General features: G+C 40.2%; 18 protein-coding genes. 11 read left to right on the top strand and 7 right to left on the bottom strand.

Going from position 1 to position 21522, the window contains the following annotated elements; translation table 11 throughout:
• Positions 1 to 119: 119 nt before the first annotated feature.
• Positions 120 to 887 carry a hypothetical protein gene (locus FPZ45_RS14080; RefSeq protein WP_144702870.1) on the bottom strand — a complete coding sequence of 256 codons (768 nt, stop codon included), beginning with the start codon at positions 885 to 887 and terminating at the stop codon, positions 120 to 122.
• Positions 888 to 1816: 929 nt separating this feature from the next.
• Here FPZ45_RS14080 and FPZ45_RS14075 point away from each other — a divergent pair.
• Positions 1817 to 2191 (top strand): hypothetical protein, encoded by a 375-nt coding sequence (locus FPZ45_RS14075; RefSeq protein WP_186438399.1) that lies wholly within the window; start codon positions 1817 to 1819, stop codon positions 2189 to 2191.
• A gap of 266 nt (positions 2192 to 2457) precedes the next feature.
• Here FPZ45_RS14075 and FPZ45_RS14070 read toward each other — a convergent pair whose 3' ends face one another.
• Genes FPZ45_RS14070 through FPZ45_RS14055 form a run of 4 tightly spaced genes read right to left on the bottom strand, consistent with a single transcriptional unit; the run spans position 2458 to position 9734 of the window.
• The gene (locus FPZ45_RS14070; protein ID WP_144702864.1) at positions 2458 to 5613 is read right to left on the bottom strand and encodes a type I restriction endonuclease subunit R; all 3156 of its coding nucleotides are present in this window, start codon (positions 5611 to 5613) and stop codon (positions 2458 to 2460) included.
• On the bottom strand, positions 5613 to 6626 hold the full coding sequence (locus FPZ45_RS14065; RefSeq protein ID WP_144702861.1) for an SIR2 family protein: 1014 nt from the start codon (positions 6624 to 6626) through the stop codon (positions 5613 to 5615). Before FPZ45_RS14065 ends, FPZ45_RS14070 begins: the two co-directional genes overlap by 1 nt.
• A 5-nt stretch (positions 6627 to 6631) precedes the next feature.
• Positions 6632 to 8038, bottom strand: a complete 1407-nt coding sequence (locus tag FPZ45_RS14060) for a restriction endonuclease subunit S (protein WP_144702858.1) — start codon at positions 8036 to 8038, stop codon at positions 6632 to 6634.
• On the bottom strand, positions 8028 to 9734 hold the full coding sequence (locus tag FPZ45_RS14055) for a class I SAM-dependent DNA methyltransferase (protein ID WP_144702855.1): 1707 nt from the start codon (positions 9732 to 9734) through the stop codon (positions 8028 to 8030). Before FPZ45_RS14055 ends, FPZ45_RS14060 begins: the two co-directional genes overlap by 11 nt.
• Before the next feature lie 2188 nt (positions 9735 to 11922).
• On the opposite strand from FPZ45_RS14055, the gene FPZ45_RS14050 reads away from it, so the two are divergent.
• The 8 genes from FPZ45_RS14050 to FPZ45_RS14020 all read left to right on the top strand — a co-directional run bounded on the left by FPZ45_RS14050 (position 11923) and on the right by FPZ45_RS14020 (position 17439).
• The gene (locus FPZ45_RS14050) at positions 11923 to 12399 is read left to right on the top strand and encodes a hypothetical protein (RefSeq protein WP_144702846.1); all 477 of its coding nucleotides are present in this window, start codon (positions 11923 to 11925) and stop codon (positions 12397 to 12399) included.
• Between the two features lie 82 nt (positions 12400 to 12481).
• The gene (locus FPZ45_RS14045) at positions 12482 to 12724 is read left to right on the top strand and encodes a DUF4262 domain-containing protein (RefSeq protein WP_144702843.1); all 243 of its coding nucleotides are present in this window, start codon (positions 12482 to 12484) and stop codon (positions 12722 to 12724) included.
• Positions 12725 to 12878: 154 nt separating this feature from the next.
• Positions 12879 to 13457, top strand: coding sequence for a hypothetical protein (locus FPZ45_RS14040; protein ID WP_144702840.1), 579 nt, complete (start codon positions 12879 to 12881; stop codon positions 13455 to 13457).
• Between the two features lie 18 nt (positions 13458 to 13475).
• Complete coding sequence (locus FPZ45_RS14035; RefSeq protein WP_144702837.1) at positions 13476 to 13982, top strand: hypothetical protein; 507 nt, start codon at positions 13476 to 13478, stop codon at positions 13980 to 13982.
• 28 nt (positions 13983 to 14010) lie between these two features.
• Positions 14011 to 14187, top strand: coding sequence for a hypothetical protein (locus FPZ45_RS25355; RefSeq protein ID WP_186438398.1), 177 nt, complete (start codon positions 14011 to 14013; stop codon positions 14185 to 14187).
• Positions 14188 to 14854: 667 nt separating this feature from the next.
• Complete coding sequence (locus FPZ45_RS14030; protein WP_144702832.1) at positions 14855 to 15052, top strand: hypothetical protein; 198 nt, start codon at positions 14855 to 14857, stop codon at positions 15050 to 15052.
• A gap of 40 nt (positions 15053 to 15092) precedes the next feature.
• Positions 15093 to 15497 (top strand): YkvA family protein, encoded by a 405-nt coding sequence (locus tag FPZ45_RS14025; RefSeq protein ID WP_144702830.1) that lies wholly within the window; start codon positions 15093 to 15095, stop codon positions 15495 to 15497.
• Positions 15498 to 15543: 46 nt separating this feature from the next.
• Positions 15544 to 17439 (top strand): AraC family transcriptional regulator, encoded by a 1896-nt coding sequence (locus FPZ45_RS14020; protein WP_144702827.1) that lies wholly within the window; start codon positions 15544 to 15546, stop codon positions 17437 to 17439.
• Positions 17440 to 17504: 65 nt separating this feature from the next.
• On the opposite strand, the gene FPZ45_RS14015 is transcribed toward FPZ45_RS14020, so the two are convergent.
• Both FPZ45_RS14015 and FPZ45_RS14010 read right to left on the bottom strand, forming a co-directional pair.
• Positions 17505 to 18086, bottom strand: coding sequence for a hypothetical protein (locus FPZ45_RS14015; protein ID WP_144702824.1), 582 nt, complete (start codon positions 18084 to 18086; stop codon positions 17505 to 17507).
• A gap of 181 nt (positions 18087 to 18267) precedes the next feature.
• Positions 18268 to 18984 (bottom strand): 3-ketoacyl-ACP reductase, encoded by a 717-nt coding sequence (locus FPZ45_RS14010; protein WP_144702821.1) that lies wholly within the window; start codon positions 18982 to 18984, stop codon positions 18268 to 18270.
• Between the two features lie 267 nt (positions 18985 to 19251).
• On the opposite strand from FPZ45_RS14010, the gene FPZ45_RS14005 reads away from it, so the two are divergent.
• The gene (locus FPZ45_RS14005) at positions 19252 to 19656 is read left to right on the top strand and encodes a YkvA family protein (protein ID WP_144702818.1); all 405 of its coding nucleotides are present in this window, start codon (positions 19252 to 19254) and stop codon (positions 19654 to 19656) included.
• Between the two features lie 46 nt (positions 19657 to 19702).
• Positions 19703 to 21522 (top strand): AraC family transcriptional regulator (locus FPZ45_RS14000; protein ID WP_144702815.1); only part of this gene is annotated, 1820 nt, incomplete at its 3' end.

Here is a 21522-nt window from a genome sequence, read left to right as displayed (position 1 = left end):
CATATTTGGTGTGGTTAGAATTTAGCCGAATGTATCTTTGTATCCACGGATAACACAAAAAATTGAGCCAAGCCACTTGTAAGGTGGGGAGGCTCAATTTTAGTTCATAAGGACAATCCTTAATCCTCATCTTCTTCAAACGTATGTTCATCAACTTTATACGCAGGGTGGGAAAGCCAGTATTCATAAATCCCTGTGGAAAAATCAAGCATGCCGGTGCTTTCACTGAGGGAATATGTTTTCTTTAAAGTGAGGCTGGCTTTACTCTTGTTAAACTGCCAATTTTCAAAATGATAACCAACATCATCTGCATTATCATAAAAGACCGATTGAAACTGTAAGTTGCCGATACTCTTAATATTCTTGCCGTTTATTGTATATAGTGTGTTTTTAACAGCTACTAAATTATTCTGATTCATATAAAATAAATTCACAGACGCTACGCTAGAAGCTTCGCAAGTGTTAATTGCAAGAAGATCGGGTTTGCCGCTCACAACATAGGCATAACTTTTTTTTGATTGAGGGTTGAAATATTGTTTCCCCAAGTTCAAATAAGTCGGTGTCGAAGAGCCTTGTTTGAACACGGCAGCTGTGTAAGTGCCTGTGTAGTAAGGTTCCCCTTTCTTCGCACATGCCCAACTATCCGATTCCACACCTTTGGTTTCCTTTGAAGAGTATATGTAAATGTCGTAATTGGTATTGCCATCACTCATTTTAAAGGTGTATCGGCTCTTTTTGGCAATGGCGGCTTTCGAACTCGTGTTTGCCGCTCCTTCAGCAACCCCAGCACCTAAAGTCAAAGAAACACTCACAATAAAAGTTAACAGACCAATCATCGTCGCTAATACGCCTTTATTAAACGTTGACTTCTTCAGTACATTAGACACTTTGATAGTCTCCTCCAAGTTGTAATTGAGCCTAGTTTTTTCGTTCCAGATTCATATGACTGGTTAATATTGTATAATTAATGGCATAAAATTCCCATGATTACATGCCGTATAACCCGGCAAGCTAGCTGACGGATATTTGCAGAATGGACTCAAAGCAACGAACTTTGTCCGTGAGATGGTTGGACTAACTCCAGTCATCTTGGATTCTGAAATGAACAATTCTGCGCAGTACGGAGCTGTTTTGCTAACTTCTTCGCGTCAATTGACATATACACCTACACAACCGGCTGATAGACTCGGATTTCTATAATACTGGTTATTATGATACTACTCATAGTAACATCGGCTCACACAATGAGATAGATGCCCCAGCAACTTTAGTTGATGCTGTTAAGGAATATATGCTTGATTGGTCTACTCCATCTCTTGGCCATAGGTGCTGGATTTTAAACCCTAGTCTTTATAAGATTGGGTTTGGGTTATCTACTTTTATTGATCAGAATGAAGTATTAGGGCCTACCCCAATGAGTTTTGTTGTTATGAATGTCTTGGATGCGAGACAATCGAATCCCGTTGATTATGACTATATCGCCTGGCCTAGTAATGGTATCGATAAGAGCTAGTTAGTTTTCACCGGCTCGAAAGCCGACTGCATGAGGTCGATTTTTTTGCGTAGAGCGAGGGGCTTTTGATCCCGATTCCGAAAGAGGACATTGGGGTTCGATCGTGCGAGTGAGATTTCCTGCAAAGAAGATCCCATTCGAACGGGAAACCGTCCCGCGACATCGGGAGTAGCCCCTGCTATATTGAAATAATACACCATTATCCAAAGAGGGGAGGGCAATGTTTGGTAAATTCGCAAAAAACTCGCCCTAACAGGCGCGGCTAGCATAACCGGTGGGCTGATTCAGGTGGTGCTTGGTATATTGATTTGGCCTGGCATGGATCCAGACGTATTGCCCTACGGTCAGATTGCCTTTGCAATCGCTGTTTTGTTGATAGCAGGAGGTTTGCTCGGCTTGTTATGGCTGAATGTGTTCGAAAGAGGCAAATGGCTGCTAGCCATTTCGTGGCTTGGCTGCGTGGCCTACGAGATTGCCCATGTTATCATTCTCTATTACTGGGGTAACAATATCGATCAGACCTTCAAGCCACTCGGTGCGATGTTGATCGGCATCGGCATGGTTGCATGCGAAATAGCAGCAATAAGAGCAAAAGTGTGGATGGGTTGGAGCAGATTAGCTCCCCTGCTGCTGGGCGTATATTTCTTCGTGGGTCCGTTAGTGGTTCGACTCCCCTAGCCTCATCTGGTTCACCTCCACAACGAGGAACCCGACTGCACGAGGTTGTGGATATTGCTTTTTTGATTTCTGAGATAATCTGTAGAAACATAAGAACAGTAGAATAGTCACGCCATGCGTGACTATTTGCTAAAATGGAAAATCTAGGGTTAATTAATGACTATACTCAGAAACGTCCAAGTTTAGTGTGGAGACGCTTTGAATGTTTATTGATACTCCCTATGTTTTGTGTTAGCTTCTTGAGAAGCTTTGAATGAAGGGAAGCATCATTTGCTCCATTCGTTGCTCAGAACTTCTGCTTGTTTCATTACGAGATCAATGGCTTCGGGGGCTTTATCTGGCGGATACTTATGCTTTTGAAGAGTACGACGCACCAGAATTTTCAATTTCGCACGTACGCTCTCACGAATCTGCCAATCAACAGTAGTGGACTGTCGCAATTTCTCTGTGATTTCCACTGCGATCTTCTTCAGTACCACATCACCGAGCAAACGCACTGCGCTTTCGTTGTTTGCAAGTGCATCATAAAAAGCCATTTCATCAGGTTTTAGCCCTAAGTCAACTTCTCTAGTCATTTCCGCTTGGAAATCCTTTGCCATTTGAATAAGTTCTTCAATGATTTGTGCCGTTTCTATTGCGCGGTTATTATACTTGCGTAATGTCTCCTGTAAACGATCAACGTATTTTTTTTCCAGAACAATGTTGTTACGGGTTCTGGCCTTAATGTCGCCTTTAAGTAGTTTTCCTAACAATTCAACAGCTAGGTTTTGATGTGGCATCTGGCGAACATCCTCCAGAAACTCATCAGAAAGAAGACCGATATTCGGTTTTGTAAGACCACAAAGTGCAAATACATCTGCAACTCCTTCGGCCACCACAGCATTATCAAGAATCTGCTTAAGAGCTGAATTTTTTTCCTCTAAGGTGCGTTTCTTATCTACAGATGTAAACTTGCTAATAGCTGCCTTGACGGCTGAATAAAAAGCAAGTTCTTTGCGAAGTTCCTTTGCTTCATCAAGGGTGCTACAGATCGAAAAGGATTTTATTGCAGACAATACCAAATCAAGAAATCGAGTTTTGCCATCTTTCAGACCTAGCACATAGTTAGCTGCAGTCACTAAAAGTTTGTGCGCCTCCGTTTCAAACCTACTAAGGTCAATACCATTACTATGAGGCGTTTTGGCAAACAAGCCACGGATTGCATCTATTTTCTCGGTACAGATGGCATAGGCTTCTTCCGCACGCAAAGTCGGCTCGCCTTTTCCATTCGAGTTGATGTAAACTTTTAATGCTTGCTTCAATTCATTTGCGATACCAATGTAATCAACAACCAAGCCACCCGGTTTGTTTTTAAACACGCGGTTAACTCTGGCAATGGCCTGCATCAGATTATGGCCTTTCATGGGCTTATCTACATACATCGTATGGCAACAGGGGGCATCAAAACCAGTGAGCCACATGTCGCGCACAATTACCAGTTTAAGAGAGTCATTGACATCCTTAAATCGTTTTTCCAGGCGCTTCTTCGTTTGCTTATTGTAGATATGAGGTTGTAATAAAGGTTTATCAGAAGCTGAACCTGTCATAACGATCTTTATGACACCTTTCTCAGGATCGGGATCATGCCATTCTGGTCTAAGGAAAACAATTTCATTGTATAAATGCGCACAAATATCACGGCTCATTGTAACAATCATTGCTTTTCCATCCATAGATTGAGTTCGTTCTTCGTAGTGAGCCACTAAATCGGCAGCTACTTGTTTCAATCTTGGTGTAGCGCCTACTAACTTCTCAAGGCGACTCCACTCGCCCTTGGTTCTTTCACGAGTAGCAAAATCTTCTTCATCTTCGATTACCTCATCAACCCGTTCTGATAAGGTGTTGATCTCATCGAAATTAAGTTCAAGTTTAGCAAGACGAGATTCATAATAAATTGGAACAGTCGCGCCATCAACGACTGCATCTTGAATGTCATAAATAGATACATAATCGCCAAAGACTGAGCGAGTATCTTTATCTTCCTGAGAAATCGGCGTACCTGTAAAACCGATGAATGAGGCATTTTTTAATGCATCGCGCATGTGCTTAGCATAACCGAATGTGTACTCGCCATTTTTGGATAGAACAGCTTTCAAACCATACTGGCTACGGTGAGCTTCGTCTGAAATTACCACAATATTATGGCGACTATTCAATAGAGGATGTTCTGTTTCTTCTTCAAGTAAGGCAAACTTTTGAACCGTGGTAAAAATAATACCACCTGACTCACGCTCAGCTAATAATCGACGTAATTCGTCACGATCATTAGCTTGTATAGGCATTTGCTTCAAGAGCTCCTGTGCGTTGCAAAAAGTAGCATAGAGCTGGCCATCTAGGTCGTTTCTGTCTGTGACTACTACAAGTGTCGGGTTATCCATCTCGGATTGCTGCAATAGCTTTCCCGCATAACAACACATTGAAATACTTTTCCCCGACCCCTGAGTATGCCAGACAACACCGGCCTTTTTGCAACCAGGAACAACTTCTTTACCGTAAGTTGCCCTTGATTCTTCAACTACATCCTTTACAGGCTTTCTAGCGGCAATCACAGTTGCCCGAACAGCTTCACGCACGGCGTGGAACTGATGATAACCCGCTATCTTCTTGATAATCTGTTCACCGTCTGCTTCGTAAATCACAAAGAAGCGGATGTAATCGAGAAAGAGTTCACGGTCGAAGAAACCACGCACTAAAGTTTCCAACTGCCATTCAAGTACAGGCTTGTCGCTTTCATGCTTAATTGTACGCCATGGTTGGAAGCGTTCTTGATTGGATGTTAATGATCCTACGCGTGCTGTGTAGCCATCACTTATTACTAGGGCTTCATTATAAAGAAAGAGATCGGAGATTTCATCTTTATATGTTTGTAGCTGATTAAATGCGTCCCAAATATCGGCATTTTCATCATTTGGACTTTTTAGTTCTATTACAGAGAAAGGAATGCCATTGATAAAGCAGACTATATCTAAACGTCGCGGCTGTTTTGTACTAACAATTGTCAGCTGATTTACAGCAACAAATCGGTTTTGTTCGCAATGATCAAAATCAACTAAAAACGCATGATCATATATAATTGCATCATCGCGCTTGAACTCGACAGGAACTCCTTCCAACAAGTATCTATGAAAATTACGGTTGTTGGTGACTATATCTAAGCTATCTGGATTCTTCAGTTTGATTATGACTTGTTCAAAACATTCTGATGGCAGGTGAGTATTAATGCGAGAAAATGCTTCTTTCAAGTCTGTTTCGAGTAAAACTTGACCAAAATCACTTCGCATAGGGTTATCACCATCTGGGGCAATATCTGGCCCGTACAAGGTGACCCATCCATTATCTTTGAACCATTCAAGACAGAGGTTTTCTAATTGTTCTTCATTCATTAGTTTATCCCCTCTGCTAATTTTTCTAATAATGCTTCAATACACTTGTTGTGATCATCTTTGTACCAAATAGGATAAATATTTGCAGCAGCTAATATATCTCGACGTGTTAATCGTTCATCTTCATCCTGAAGCTGAAGAAAGGCATAGTGCCTTGGAACATTTTCACTACCCTTCCTTTGAACTATGTTTGTAAGAGCTTGTATTGTTCTATCAACCGATAGACTACACCCAATGAAAAGTAATGTTCTGTTGCTAATGACTTCAATTACATTTTCCAAGACTGATTGATTTGAATAATGATGTTCGTATTCAGACTTTGTGAAAATGCGGTTTCGTGAAGAATCCGCTTCTCCATGAAGCTTGACTAGTACACGCTTGTTTTCACCTAATTCTCGAGACAAATACTGCGCATCCGCACCCAACAATTCTTTATCAAATTCAAGCGTCGCATTTAAATAGCTTTTAGAAATAATTCCATCAAAGTTGGTGGTAATTACTGTATTTTTAAAAAGGTAGGGCAGTCGCTGGACTGGTCCGGCAATATCTCTTTGAGTACCGAATTCATTTTCAATCTGTTCAAGAAATGAACCACTGGGCAGATCGTCAAATAGCATCTGTGCCGCTTCCTCGTATGCTCCTTTTGTGATAAGCGTATCAAAATCAGCTTTGGAAATACGGGTTTCACTGAGAATTCTATATAAAAAAGCTGTCCAGCTTGAATAACCGCTTGGCATGGATAATCCTGCACCAACGAATGGTATGATAGCACCACGACGGTGAATTTCCTGTAGTTTTCTGAATCTACCATTATTGTCATAACAAGATAGTATTTCGTCAGCACAAGATAAGTTTTCTTCTTGTCTTTGTTGTAGCCATTCGTTAAAAGCTTCTTGATAACCATCTCCCTCTAAATCCCTAAGAATTACGTCTCGGTAAAAAGTATATCCAGCAATTCTCACTTCTCCTTCTTCATTCAAAAAGTCATGAAACTGTGATTTTAAATAGTCCATGAAAATTAATACTCCTCATCAATTAATTCAATTTCGCCAGATAGAAGTTTGGGTAGAAGAGATTCCTTTAACTGAGAGAGAGTCATTGACTCCTGGATATTTTGTTCGATTTTAGAATAAATAAACTTGACATGGTTAGTGAACTTTTCAATTACTTCATACATTGGAACTACAACAGGTATTGGATTGAAGCTTTTCTTACTAATTTCAGCAAAGGTAGTACCGCTTGCTCTTTGCTTAATTTCATCCATTTGAAAACTACACCACTGTAGCACATACTCAGACGATAATATCTTATTACAATTCATTGCAATGAACCCTTGATTTATTGCTAATGGTACTTTCGCAATTGCAAGGTAACCTACTGGTGCCCGAGAGGACATTAAAACTGTGTTAACTGGAAGCAATCCTGAACTAATTCTTTTTAGACCTTCCTCTGTAATTTTCCTTTCTGTATCTATCAAAACTTTTTCTCTTAAATTCGACAAATCTTTTGGAGTTGCCCAAAGAAAGATTCCCCCATCCCAGAATTCATTATTTTTTGTTGATGGTGTACCTCCACCAACTACAGTAACTTCATTACCAATTTCAGAAATTGTCCAACCCTCTGGTATACATCCTAAATTTGACTCTTCCATGGTAGAAGGGAATACCGCTGCTGTCTTAGTTAGTTCTACGAAATATTCGGGCTTCTGTTGCTGTAGTTGTTTTAACTCCGTTTCATCCTTGCCAGAAATCGCTCTCATGGCCGCATGCTCGGCTTCATTATTAGAGTGACCTGCTTGTAGCGCTCTCATTTTGGCTTTTACTGGTTCAAAATCGACAAACCAGCTTTTAAAGATTGCTTGGACGATGGATTCTAGGGTATCGTTAATCTGGTTATTGAGTTTGATTTTATCATCCAAAGCTCTTAGCTTTTTAGAGATCCCTTTTTGAATATATAAAGGTGGAACTTTAATTTCTGCCTTGCGGAGATCTTTTAAAACAACTCTTGGAATAGCAGCGCCAGAAATAAAATTATTCTTCAAATACTCGATGACTTGCTTAGATGAAAAGTAATATTTTAGAAAATCAGAATCTAATTTATCTTTATGTGGTCTTAATATTGCCACTGATGATAACAATACAACATTAGTTGGCTCGTCTACGGTACAAACTGTATCCAATGCACTGTTACCATCTTTAGCAATAAGCACATCACCAACCTCTGGCTGACAACCTTGCTTTACTAATTTTTCGAAATCCTCTTGTGAAATTAACCTTGCATTGCTTAAATCAATACCAAAACGAGTAAGGTCTTTGACCGAGGCCATTGGCTTTCCGTGATCTACCGATTTTGGACTATTATGAGCACCGTCGGTTATCTTTTCACAAACCTCTCCAAGCGTTTGAATTGGCCAATCAACACTCATAACCCAACGCCTCCATACTCTTTTTGATCTCTGCTACCAGGTGATCACTCTCCTCAAGCTGGATTTTCAGCTGTTCAGTGAGTCTTGCCATTTTATTGGCAAAAGGCTCGCCATCGTCTTCTTGCTCGGCTGCACCGACATATCGCCCTGGAGTTAGTACGTAGTCATGTTTTTGCATGTCTTCTATCTCTGCCGAAAAGCAGAAGCCGGGCTGGTCTTCGTATCCTTCTCCACGTTGCCATGCATGGAAGGTGCTGGTGATTTTATCAATATCCCGCTCTTTATCAAAATCACGTAATACGCGATCTTTCATGTAGCCGAGGTTGCGAGCGTCAATAAACAAACTCTTACCGGTACGATTAACTTTGCCGTTGCCATCTTTCTTGTTTTTGGTCAGAAACCAGATACAAGCTGGAATCTGAGTATTTGTAAAGAGTTGCCCTGGTAATGCAACCATGCACTCGATTCGATCCGCGTCAATCAATGCTTTGCGTATCTCGCCTTCGTTATTGGTATTGGAACTCATTGAACCATTGGCGAGCAAGAGTGCCATTGAGCCATTGTCGTTGAGGTGGTGTAGCATATGTTGAATCCAAGCAAAGTTAGCGTTGCTCTGTGGCGGTGTACCGTATTTCCATCGAATATCATCTTCTAGTTTTGCATGCCACCAATCTTTAACATTAAACGGGGGGTTGGCCATGACATAGTCTGCACGCAGATCTGGGTGCTGATCATCGAGAAAGGAGTCGGCATTCTTTTTTCCAAAGTTGAAGTCAATGCCACGGATTGCCATGTTCATAGCTGCTAGTTTCCAAGTAGTAGGGTTGCTCTCTTGACCGTAGACAGAAATATGCTTTTTCTGTTCTGCCGCGTTATAGTGCTTCTCATCGGCATGTTCTTCAATAAACTTTTCACTAGACACAAAAAAGCCACCTGAGCCCATAGCAGGGTCGTATACTCGGCCATTGTATGGTTCAAGCATTTCAACTATTAACGTAACGATACTTTTAGGAGTGTAATACTGGCCACCCTGCTTACCTTCGGCAAGAGCAAACTGTCCAAGGAAGTATTCGTAAACATGGCCCAGAATATCTTTACTTTGTAGTTCTAGTTTTTGCCCATTGTATTCAGGGTTTCTAAAGCTGGTATCTGAAAAACTATTAATGAGACCAATCAATTTGTCGTTTTCTAATTGGTGCTGACTAATACGGTTAAGAATGCCTTTAAGTTTGGTATTGGCTTTTTCAATGTCATCCAAGGCATTATCTACTAGCCAAGAGATTGAACGCAATTTTACGTCTTCTCCCTGTTCGTTTTTCCAAATTACTGAACCAATAGGCAAGGAGGCTGTACTTTTTAATGTACTCCAACGAGCTGCTTTTGGTACCCAGAACACGTTTTTCTCCTGATAGTATTCAATGATCTCTAATTCTTTGTTTATTGCTTGTTGGTAGTCTTGATCCGATTCATAGTCATCTCGGGGCATGAGATAAATATTGTCGTCAGCATCCTGCTGGAACAGATCTTTTAGCTCGTTCTGGCGTTCTTCGAACGCGTCTGATACATACTTTAGAAAAATCAATCCCAGAACAATATGTTTATAGTTGGCGGCATCTAGGTTATTCCGCAGTTTGTCTGCCGCTTTCCATAGCTTGTCATCAAGCTCTTTTAAGAATTGCTGTTCGGTGTTGTTCATGAGAAATTCTCCTCTTGGTTATTACTTATTTATAATCTCTTCCCATAATAAGCTAATTTCACCAGAATCTGTTTCAAATGATGCGCAGTTGTTTATCAGTTCGTTTATTAATTCTCACTAGATTGACTACGATTCTTAGTGTATATAACAAAACAAAATATTTCGCAATAATCTCATTCATGCACTTCTGAATTATTGATATAATTTCATATCAGGCTAAATATTATACAAATTAATCAAAGAACACATTAGAAATACAAGCTTAGCAATAAGTTTACAACATTTATATTCAACCTACCACCTTGGTGAGAATAAGGCCAATTTAAAGAATTCCTACACTTTCCGAGACTGTAAACTACCCATTCCGGTTGAATCAGATATTAACACCATTCATTGTGACCGAGATGCAATTGTTTAAAGAACTTGAGATTCACTATTATGGTGAAGTGTCGGGTTGGCAAATATCTAGACATTCAAGACGGAAATGGCCGGAAAGATGTCTATACGTTAAGTTTTGGTATTAGTCCATCAGGCAATATCTCAGGGATTACCGTAGTACAAGCTGCTTTTGCCCAGGCTATGGTAGACCGGTACACCAAGTTCGACCCGAACAAGCTGACTTTTACTGAGTGTGAATAACTGGAATTATAGGCCGAGATGACAAACGGATTTCGTTGGGTATGGCACGTGAGCTAGAGTCGCCAGTGTCGTTCTATTCCGTTTCTGCGGTCGCTTTCCGAGATGCTAGTGGTGACGGTAAGAAAGATATCATCGTGATCGCCCATCTAAGATAATCTTCTTGTTACAATGTCGATAACATTTGGGTTTTTCAGTAGAATTGAACCTTTCCCTTAGTTTATATGGATATTTGTTAATCGCAGAAAAGGCTAAAGATTTGAAAAAAAAGAGAAAAGCCTTATGAGATAAAGGGAATTACGATGTATGTACGATATCTATATTTGAAAAAAACAGGCTATAAGAATCATTTCTTTAATAGTATCCAGTCAATTACAATTCTGAGAAGAGTAGCAGCGAAAACAAAAGGAACTGATATAATCTGAAATGTCAATTGAAAATATGATCTTAATTGTTCTGTTTCAGTACCTGAAAAGATAGGAATCAACTGTTTAAACAAACTAAAGTCATTTAACAATTTCCCATAGATTGCACTTGTTGCAACGATAACAACAAAGGCTAAACGAATAATATCTAACGAAATCTTTGAGTGATTTAAAAAGGTATTACGATTCTTCTTTCTATTGATAATATACATGATATAAAAGTTTGAAAGGCATAAGATGAAAACTAAAACCAAAGATAATTGTATTGAGGAATTCAAAAGTAGTCCTATTATTATGGAGATAGTGAACGGTATTGAAAAATAGGTATAAAAAGACATGAAGAGTATATTTGTGCTGAGGATTGCTTTGATTCGAATAATTAATATTAGAGGAGATAGGAGGACAACCATGATTAATGATGGATATAGATCGGTTGTAGTAATTGTAACATATCTGAAAGCTATGCTCAGAAGCATTAGTGAATTAATAGACCAAAGTAAGTATTTTCCAAATAGTAGAGAGTACATTTTCTTATAGCTTATCGCGAGACGATTCATACTAATACCATGCTCCTTTTATTTTTTATGTTGATACTATCATGAGTGAACTTGAGATTTACAGTAAAGAATTCAAACATCAGAATTATGTGGTTCAAGAAGTAAGGTTTATGAAATAGTCACTTTTGCGAAATATAAGAATTAAAGAACTGGTTTAAACAAAGCAACCTTTGCGAAAGAAATAATTTTAAGTTAAATGAATATTTCTAGTGTGGGAACCCTCCTTATAGAGGGTTTTTTGCTAAGTGAAGCAAATAAAGGGATGTTGTCCCATTTTGAAGAATAATGAATGAATAGATCAAGTGGGAGTTGAATAACAAAATGTAGAATTGTACTTGGTAAATTGTATGAACAATTAGAAAGCAGAATACTTTTCGAATATGGAGTTCCTGAAATAATGAGTTAGCAATTCGAAAGTGATATAAAGAATTTCTGAGAAGAGAATTCCATGATGGCATTTTATCTAAACGATCATGATGTAAAGAAACTTATGAAAGTAAATATTGGGATTTAGTTGAAGGAAATAACGCATTTAATTAAATAATGGTTTTAACGGGAAAGGCGAGTGAAATGATGTTCGATAATATTGATGGGATTCAATTAGTAATTGCAGCAATAGGATTATTAGCACTTATCATATCTTTTCTTGTTTATCGGCAAACTAAAAATCAAAACAAGAGATTTTTGTCAGTCGAGCTAACCAATGGGTTCATTGTCTATGAGAATAATTCATTAAGCGATGATGTGTATTTCTTCATAACTGTACGTAACGCCTCATCTAAAAACATTGTAGTGAATTCTTTTAATCTACTCAACATCAGAGTTAGAGGAAAAAAGTATGCCCTAATTCCACCCCAGTCAAATATTGTATTTCCGCATCGACTTCAAGAGGGAGATAATTGTCAAGTATGGATTTCCAGAGAAGACTTTTTAAGAACCGTAGAAAGAGATGGATTTACTAAATCATCGTTAAAGATTAGAGCACAAGTAATGGATGGAACAGGAAATAGATATCATTCAAATATCTTTAAGATTAGAATGAATTAGCATTGAAACGATTGATTTCATTTAGAAAAACAAGGAGCGAATTATATGAATCGAAAAAAATGCACAAAGAATATTTGACAATATGATTAAGAAGCATGGATGGGCTGCGCATTACGTTCTGCATGATGATTTTCATATCAACTATCACACTCATGGATTGAAAGAAAACTACAATCACAGGGATTTGCAGATTGTATTACCAGTAAGCATGGGAACAGTTCGAGGAAATATTGAAGATATAAAAGAAGGTAAAGAGTTTCATGAAGGATTGATTATATTGGGTATCTTGGAAGCATCATCGTATCCATTTCGAAGAAATTTTTGAGTGCGAGCGACCAGTGTTAAGAATTCTTTTTCTTGATAAGAGTGGAAGAATGCCTTTCGATGTAAGTTGCGATGACGGGTTTAAGGCACAACTAGATGTCCTACAAGATGAAACAGAATAAAACGATTTTTATAAGGGATGGAGCGTTGAGATAATGTATCAATGGATAAGTGCCATAAGCGCAATTGGAATGTTACTACTCACAGGAATTTATATTTATTACACCAAAAAGATAGAAAAAGCTAATAGTGAACTTTTAAATCAGAATGTAAAAATTCACAAAGAGAATAATATGCCTAATGTAATTATTTACTTTGATATGAAGATAACGCAAATTCTTGAGGTTATAGTTGAGAACATTGGAAAAAATCCAGCAATAAATACAATTGTAAGATTTGAACCAATCAATGAGGTAGTTGGCATAGAGTTATCGGAGAAAGCTTCTATTTTTAAAGGGATTTCTTTTCTTGCTCCCCAACAGCAAATAAGAATATTTGCTGGGAGTCTTATTGGTATGAGAAATTCAAAAAACGAGTTCCCTATCTATAGAGTATTTGTAGAGTTTAATGGAATTGATGGGGAGAAATATCTACATGAATACATCATAGATTCAAATATGTATGATGGTAACGGTATAGTACAACACAATACGGTACATGATTTGACTAAAGAACTAAAGTCCATTAAGGATATAATGAGTAAGATGTCTAAACAAAAAGATACGATGAACTGACGATTTTATGAAGAGATTGTGAAACCATTGGTATTCTGGAAAAAGAAAAAACCACCTATAGACTATCAAAAATTCGTAAATGAATTATTCAATCAAATTTATGTTATGGTTCATGAATCAAGTAAGATTATCGCCGAAAGAAATCCAGATAATCCTGAAATACGGAGCAAAATGGAATATTGGATTTTTTACAGTATTATCGCATGCGCTTCAAGTTCTTTATATGCTAATTCTTTGCAGATAGAGGATAGGTTAGAAGAGGCTCTCTTCTATTTAAAGCAAAGGGTGGATCATTGGGACAATCAAGGTTCTGAAGGGATGGATAATATTGCAGAATATGTTCATTCAATAACAAGTAGAACAGTTCCAGACTTTAATGTATATGTCGAAGCAGTAGCGGCATGGCTATATATTAATGTAAGAGATGAAACAGTTATTGATATTGAAAAGACAAGACCATATATGACTATGGCTAATATGGCTTCGTCTTATAATAGCTGGTTAGATGAATATGTATTCAGATGAAAACACTGCTTTCATGAGGTGAATAACAATGAGACATTTAAATACAATACAGTTCGTTGAATATGACTATGGATCTAAGGAAGAAATGGACGCTCATCATGAAGAAATGAAGAAAAAAGGATGGCAGCCAACAAAATATTCTTATGAAGATCTATTTGCAAGCTTTATGTTACTTGAGATCCATATAAAGAAAAAATCCAAATGAGGATGGGTTATTATGTCTTATAGCAAAGCAAAACAAGTGTGGACTAAGATTAAGCCAGTGATTGAAGTATGGGATAAAGTTAAGAATGATAATGCATTGAAAAGGTAATTTTATAGCAAATCAAAATCAGAGCATAAGGTGACTAGCGTGAAAAGAGTTCATTATAAACTATTAGCCGTAATAGTTTTACTTGTGAGTCCATTAGCTTTTGTCTTATTTTTTTTAATAAGCATAATTAAAAATCCTAAAACAAGATTGAATAAACATTACACATATAGTTATACAAATGGAAAGTACTACTTGCATCATAGCCCTTATTATTTTTATACTTGGACTTCATCTGAGAAATTTTATAAAGTCAGAGAGGATGCGATCTCTAGGTTTAAAAATAAACATCAGTTTAAGAATTTGTACACTCAAACCATGACTCTCCAAGAAATTTATTGTAAACAAGGTTTGGTAGGAATGAACATTGACAAAAAGTACTCGATATCATCGAGCTCTTATTATTGTGTTCTATTAAATATTCGTAATCTATTCAAACTAAAAGTATGTAGGCTTTATAAGAGAATCGATGAAACAGAGCCTCTGGAGTATCAGATTTTGTAACAAAAGGTAATTCTAATAGATTGATAAAGCAAATAAAGAGTAATGGGATGAAGAAGCGATGAATAAAGGAGGAGTCAATATCGGCAGCATTGAGTCGGGGAAAGCTGCTCCTTCCTATGCGGAAATGATTTTTAAGGATGGCAATTATGAATTGTCTTTCGACATGATATCTAGCAGCGAATTGTATCTTCGTGACAATGGCGAACCATATTACGGACATAACGTGTTCGTAAATGGAACTTACACGCTCAAGTGATCCGCCGTAATACAAACTAAAACCTAAAGGACGAAATAGAATGAACGACGAATCGAAGTACGAAAAGCATTATTCGGATGATGGTTTTTGGAAGAAGCTAAAGAAGGTTGCAATTGCTGCGGGATTAAAAGTAGTCTACAGTGGCTTGACGCTATACTACGCTCTTGAAAGCCCTAAAACGGATGCAAAATCTAAGGCGATTATTTATGGGGCACTCGGCTATCTGATATTCCCGATAGATGCTATTCCAGATGCAATTCCAGTAATCGGTTATGCTGACGATCTTGGCGTGCTATTATTCGCGGCAGGACGTGTCGCCATGAGCATTGATAGCGTAGTAAAACAAAAAGCAAAAGATAAGCTGGTCGATTTCTTTGGCGAAAGCGCAATAAATCAAAATGAAATCGATGAGGTAAATAAGCAAATTGATGGTGACGAAACATAGATGCGGAGCAGTCTGAGCACGCAGGGGATTGGCAGGGGGGATATGTATGGATTGGGAAACCCACATCGAACGGTGGACCCGAACCGCCGTTAGACTGCTGGATATTCGACAGTACTGTGCGGGGAATGGAACTGTCCCTGATCGCTATGTGGCACATACTAGCTTTTTTGTAGTGACTACCCAGGGAGAGGCAAGAGTGAGTCTGTCGGGAACGGTCTATCAGACCCGTTCACTTCACATTCTGCACGGGGGAAAGGAAGTGGAACTGGGGTTTATGCCGCAAGGAAACGACTTTGCCTGCTATCTGATCCTATATAAAGCCGCTTGTGAATCGCCGGAGGAGCTGGAAAGCTTCCATATGTCGTATGCATTCACTCCTTATGCGTTGCTGCCTCTGCAGGAAAAGTGTCAAGCCATGTATCGCCTGTGGCAGCAAGCAACCCCGATGGACAAGCTGCAGGCGCAGTCTGCCTTTCTTCCGTTCGTGTACGAGGTTATGCGGCAAGTCCGCACGTCAGCAATGGAAACCGGCAAACCCAACTTGATAACCGAAGCGATTCACTATATTCATGAGCATTACAAGGAGTCGATCACAGCCGAGGATTTGGCCGGGATTTATAGTTGCAGCGCGAGCTACTTGTCTCGCTTGTTCAAAAACCAGATAGGTGTAGGGCCGATTGAATATCTGATTCATGTACGTATTCACAGATCGAAGCAGTTCCTGCTGAGATCGGAGGCTCGTATCCAGGAAATAGCGAGCAGCGTTGGCTATGCGGATGTTTATTATTTCAGTCGCTTGTTTAAGAAGCATACTGGCTACTCTCCGCTTCAATACCGGAAAGACAATCGGCAGACGGTTCAGAATAATCCATTACGTCTGTTAGAATCGTCTATTGTGTCTCAAAATCTCACTCCCCATAATGAGAATGAGAATTATTATCAACTCATTAGAGAAGGGGACACATCGATGTTCAGATTTTCAAGACCAAAGTTCGGAGCAATGATGCTATTATGCACAACCATGCTTCTAAGTGCATGCCAGGCAGGCAGCGACACAGGGACGCCGGCCTCCCAGCCTGCTTCTACGGATAACGCTGTGGACAACGCAACTGTGGAAATGCGTATGTACAAGCATTTAAAAGGCCAAACGGAAATTCCTGTGAAACCTCAGCATGTGGTGAGCCTCTTTCATCTGGGCGAACTGATGGCCCTTGGGGTAAAACCGGTAGGCGCTACTACCTTCATTCTGAAAAATCCGCTATTAAGCGATATTTCCGATATTGCAGATATTGGAGTTCCGCCTGATGCAGAGAAGATTCTGTCGCTGGAGCCTGACCTCATCGTTACAACGGGACCATTCGCGGAGGTAGTAGAGGGCGGTTACGAAGCACTGAGCCGGATCGCGCCAACAATTGTTGTGGAACAGTACGACGATCCGGTCAAGGATGTCGAAATGTTCGGCGATATTCTCGGCAAGCAGGAGGAAGCGAAGCAATGGAATGAGGCATTTGCTGAAAAGATAGTCGAGTACAGGAAGAAGATTAGCCCGTTTATTGGAGCTGATGACACCTTCTCGATCTTGAATGTGCGTCCCGGTGCGGTATTTGTTTACGGTGATACCAATATGGGAGGCAACATTATTTATAAGTATCTGGGTTTGAAGCCAACCGATAAGGTTAAGACGGACGTCATTAATGGGGAAACGTGGGAGATATCTGCCGAGGCGATCCCCGATTTCATAGGCGATCGGTTATTTCTAGCTGTGAATGAAGGAGCAGAGGAGAAAATGAAGGAAGTGGAGAAGCTTCTTCGAAATTCGCCAGCATGGAAATCGGGAAGGATCTACAATATCGATTTTAATCAATTTCTTCCCAGCGATCCGATCTCAGTAGAACAACAGTTGGATATTATCGTTAATTTGCTGGTAGATAACAACAAATAAACGGATACCAATAAAAACTCTGACCGCACGCGCACGAGGTCAGAGTTTTTATGATGGGTAATGAGCTAGTCTTGTGTTTTTAGCAAGTGGATTATTCGCTCATAGTCGTAAATGTTATGCGTTTTGAATTCCAATTTCCCAGTGTTATTTCCTTCATGGAAACTAAAAACAAAATAGTCGTTGTTTCTTTCATAATGGGGTGAAAGATCGCTCTTGTTGATTACTTTAACAAGCTGCGCATCGGAATCGGACTGGAACATAGACTTCTTTATGACTCTGACGTCGGATTTAGTAATCCACAATTGACCTTTGAAACGTTCGCCATTGATAAGAATCGTTAATTCCTTAATCTTTGTTTCGGATTCTTCAATTCTCGTCTCGACTTCGTCAATGTTCGAAGCAGCAGCGGATGAGGACAACGGAGTAGCACCGCTATTTTGATCTAGCAACTTTTGCAATAAATTTACGATCTCAGCCAATCCAATAAAGAAAAATCCCGCGATAACTGCTGAAAGCCACCAATACATTGCGATTTCAATCTGAAAATCCCCATATATATCCCGTGCAGAAACAATTCCGGCTATGAAGCCGACCGCAAGTAAGAGTCCCCCAATTCCCAAAAGACATACGGAGACGGTGTTTCTCATAGCGTATACCCCTCATCATGTATTTTGAAATATCCTCCAAAAAAACCATATCATAACCCCATACATTAAACTAGATATTTTCATCCCTTGTCATGATCTTTGAATCTTGCAAGATCCTTGGCCTTAATCATGCCCCAAAAAAGCGATTAGTAGTTTCTAATCGCTTTTTTGAATCGTTCTATTAAGGGTTCGTCGACCAAAGTCCGGCATGTTTTAATACAACACGTGGATGAAGTTTTAGCTGTGCCACCATTAAGTCGGCTAAATCTTCTGCTTGCATCACTTTGTCCGGATTGCCGTCAGTTAAGTTGAGTTCAACAGCCATGTCTGTTGCAACCGTACTTGGTGTTAGTGTCGTAACGCGAATATTTTTTTTGCGAACTTCAAGCATTAATGACTCGCTTAATCCGATCACTGCGGCTTTTGAAGCAGAGTATGCGCTTGTAATCGGTGCACCTTTTTGACCGGCTGTTGACGAGATATTAATGATATCGCCCGTATTGCGCTCTAACATTTCCGGCAAAACCGCTCGTGTCGTGTAGTACACGCCTTTTACGTTGACATCGATAATATTTGTCCATTCTTCAGGCGTTAAGTCCATGAAGCTGCCGAATTTACTAATGCCGGCATTGTTAACTAAAATATCGATGGCACCGAGTTTGCCGCGAATGGATTCAACCGCTGTGGTAATCGAGTCTAGATCCGCGACATTTGCCGCAGCGATTGCTACCTTCACATCGTACTGTTTAAGTTCTTCCGCTACTTTTTGTAAGTTTTCAAGCGTACGTCCAACAAGGCCTACGTGGATACCTTCTTGCGCAAATGCAATTGCTGTTGCACGTCCTATTCCGCGCCCTGCTCCCGTAATTAACGCCACTTTTCCTGCGATGGTTTGCATGTTTTTTGCTCCTCTAGATGAGATAGTTGTATTGTAGGCGATATAAAGGTGATCTAAACATCTTTAAGTCTAATTTCATTCTACATACGATATTCAACATTGTGAAGAATTTAGTAAGCTAATGAACTGCATACGAGTGCTAGAATTAACAGAGGGATTCCCTCTGTTTTCGTATGATTGGTTCAGTAAGAGATTTTCTGATAAATTGATTATTAGGAGTCCCGATCTGAAGGCGAAAAAACTAATAACCTAAAGGATGACAATAGAATGAATGACGAATCAAAGTACGAAAAGCATTACTCAGATGAGGGTTTTTGGAAAAAGCTAAAGAAGGTTGCAATTGGTGCAGGGTTAAAAGTAGTCTACAGTGGTTTGACACTATATTACGCTCTTGAAAGCCCTAAGACTGATGCTAAGGCTAAGGCAATTATTTATGGGGCACTCGGCTATTTGATATTCCCGATAGATGCTATTCCAGATGCAATTCCAGTAATCGGTTATGCTGACGATCTTGGCGTGCTATTATTCGCGGCGGGACGTGTCGCTATGAGCATTGATGGCGTAGTAAAACAAAAGGCAAAAGATAAGTTGGTCGATTTCTTTGGCGAAAGCGCAATAAACCAAAATGAAATCGATGAGGTAAATAAGCAAATTGATGGTGACGAAACATAGATGCGAAGCAGTCTGAGAAAGCAGGCAATTGACAGGGGGGACATGTATGGATTGGGAAGCCCACATCAAACGTTGGAGCCGAACCGCCGTTAGACTTCTGGATATTCGACAGTACTGTGTGGGGAATGGAACTGTCCCTGATCGCTATGTGGCACATACTAGCTTTTTTGTAGTGACTACCCATGGAGAGGCAAAAGTGAGTCTGTCGGGAACGGTCTATCAGACCCGTTCACTTCACATTCTGCACGGGGGAAAGGACGCGGAACTGGGCTTTATGCCGCTAGGAAACGACTTTGCCTGCTATCTGATCCTATATAAAGCCGATTGTGAATCGCCGGAGGAGCTGGAGAGCTTCCATATGTCGTATGCATTCACTCCTTATGCGATGTTGCCTCTGCAGGAAAAGTGTCAAGCCATGTATCGCCTGTGGCAGCAAGCAACCCCGATGGACAAGCTGCAGGCGCAGTCTGCCTTTCTTCCGTTCGTGTGCGAGGTGATGCGGCAAATCCGCACGTCAGCAATGGAAACCGGCAAACCCAACTTGGTAACCGAAGCGATTCACTATATTCATGAGCATTACAGGGAGTCGATCACAGCCGAGGAATTGGCCGGGATTTACAGTTGCAGCGCGAGCTACTTGTCTCGCTTGTTCAAAAACCAGATAGGCGTAGGGCCGATTGAATATCTGATTCATGTACGTATTCACAGATCGAAGCAGTTCCTGCTGAAGTCGGAGGCTCGTATCCAGGAAATAGCGAGCAGTGTGGGCTATGCGGATGTCTATTATTTCAGTCGCTTGTTCAAGAAGCATACAGGCTACTCTCCGCTTCAATACCGGCAAGACAATCGGCAGCCGGTTCAGAATAATCCATTACGTCTGTTAGAATCGTCTATTGTGTCTAAAAATCTGACTCCTCATAATGAGAATGAGAATTATTATCAACTCATTAGAGAAGGGGACACATCGATGTATAGATTTTCAAGATCCAAGTTCGGAGCAATGATGCTATTATGCACAACCATGCTTCTGAGTGCATGCCAGGCAGGCAGCGACACAGGGACGCCGGCCTCCCAGCCTGCTTCTACGGATCACGCTACGGACAACGCAACTGTGGAAATGCGTATGTACAAGCATTTAAAAGGCCAAACGGAAATTCCCGTGAAGCCTCAGCGCGTGGTTAGCCTCTTTCATCTGGGCGAACTGATGGCCCTTGAGGTAAAGCCGGTAGGCGCTTCTAGCTTCATTCTGAAAAATCCGCTGTTAAGCGATACTTCCGATATTGCAGATGTTGGAGTTCCGCCTGATGCGGAGAAGATTCTGTCGCTGGAGCCTGACCTCATCGTTACAACGGGACCATTCGCGGAAGTAGTAGAGGGCGGTTACGAAGCACTGAGCCGGATCGCACCAACAATTGTTGTGGAGCAGTACGACGATCCGGTCAAGGATGTGGAAATGTTCGGCGATATTCTCGGCAAGCAGGAGGAAGCGCAGCAATGGAATGAGGCATTTGCGACAAAAATAGCCGAGTACAGGAAGAAGATTAGCCCGTTTATTGGAGCTGATGACACCTTCTCGATCTTGAATGTGCGTTCCGGTGCGGTATTTGTTTACGGTGATACCAATATGGGAGGCAACATTATTTACAAGTATCTGGGTTTGAAGCCAACCGATAAGGTTAAGACGGACGTCATTAATGGGGAAACGTGGGAAATATCTGCCGAGGCGATTCCCGATTTCATAGGCGATCGGTTATTTCTAGCTGTGAATGAAGGAGCAGAGGAGAAAATGAAGGAAGTGGAGAAGCTTCTTCGAAATTCGCCAGCATGGAAATCGGGAAGGATCTACAATATCGATTTTAATCAATT

It is taken from the genome of Cohnella terricola, assembly GCF_007786475.1.
GTDB classification, from domain to species: domain Bacteria; phylum Bacillota; class Bacilli; order Paenibacillales; family Paenibacillaceae; genus Cohnella; species Cohnella terricola.
The sequence above is the reverse complement of the archived record's forward strand: the minus strand, read 5'-3'. Positions and strand labels throughout refer to the sequence as shown.

What these genes read in the sequence shown, in the direction of transcription:
- FPZ45_RS14070 (WP_144702864.1), bottom strand. Translation starts at nt 5,613, where the DNA reads ATGAATGAAGAACAATTAGAAAACCTCTGTCTTGAATGGTTCAAAGAT.
- FPZ45_RS14065 (WP_144702861.1), bottom strand. Translation starts at nt 6,626, where the DNA reads ATGGACTATTTAAAATCACAGTTTCATGACTTTTTGAATGAAGAAGGA.
- FPZ45_RS14060 (WP_144702858.1), bottom strand. Translation starts at nt 8,038, where the DNA reads ATGAGTGTTGATTGGCCAATTCAAACGCTTGGAGAGGTTTGTGAAAAG.
- FPZ45_RS14055 (WP_144702855.1), bottom strand. Translation starts at nt 9,734, where the DNA reads ATGAACAACACCGAACAGCAATTCTTAAAAGAGCTTGATGACAAGCTA.
- FPZ45_RS14050 (WP_144702846.1), top strand. Translation starts at nt 11,923, where the DNA reads ATGATGTTCGATAATATTGATGGGATTCAATTAGTAATTGCAGCAATA.
- FPZ45_RS14045 (WP_144702843.1), top strand. Translation starts at nt 12,482, where the DNA reads ATGATTAAGAAGCATGGATGGGCTGCGCATTACGTTCTGCATGATGAT.
- FPZ45_RS14040 (WP_144702840.1), top strand. Translation starts at nt 12,879, where the DNA reads ATGTATCAATGGATAAGTGCCATAAGCGCAATTGGAATGTTACTACTC.
- FPZ45_RS25355 (WP_186438398.1), top strand. Translation starts at nt 14,011, where the DNA reads ATGAGACATTTAAATACAATACAGTTCGTTGAATATGACTATGGATCT.
- FPZ45_RS14030 (WP_144702832.1), top strand. Translation starts at nt 14,855, where the DNA reads ATGAATAAAGGAGGAGTCAATATCGGCAGCATTGAGTCGGGGAAAGCT.
- FPZ45_RS14025 (WP_144702830.1), top strand. Translation starts at nt 15,093, where the DNA reads ATGAACGACGAATCGAAGTACGAAAAGCATTATTCGGATGATGGTTTT.
- FPZ45_RS14020 (WP_144702827.1), top strand. Translation starts at nt 15,544, where the DNA reads ATGGATTGGGAAACCCACATCGAACGGTGGACCCGAACCGCCGTTAGA.
- FPZ45_RS14015 (WP_144702824.1), bottom strand. Translation starts at nt 18,086, where the DNA reads ATGAGAAACACCGTCTCCGTATGTCTTTTGGGAATTGGGGGACTCTTA.
- FPZ45_RS14010 (WP_144702821.1), bottom strand. Translation starts at nt 18,984, where the DNA reads ATGCAAACCATCGCAGGAAAAGTGGCGTTAATTACGGGAGCAGGGCGC.
- FPZ45_RS14005 (WP_144702818.1), top strand. Translation starts at nt 19,252, where the DNA reads ATGAATGACGAATCAAAGTACGAAAAGCATTACTCAGATGAGGGTTTT.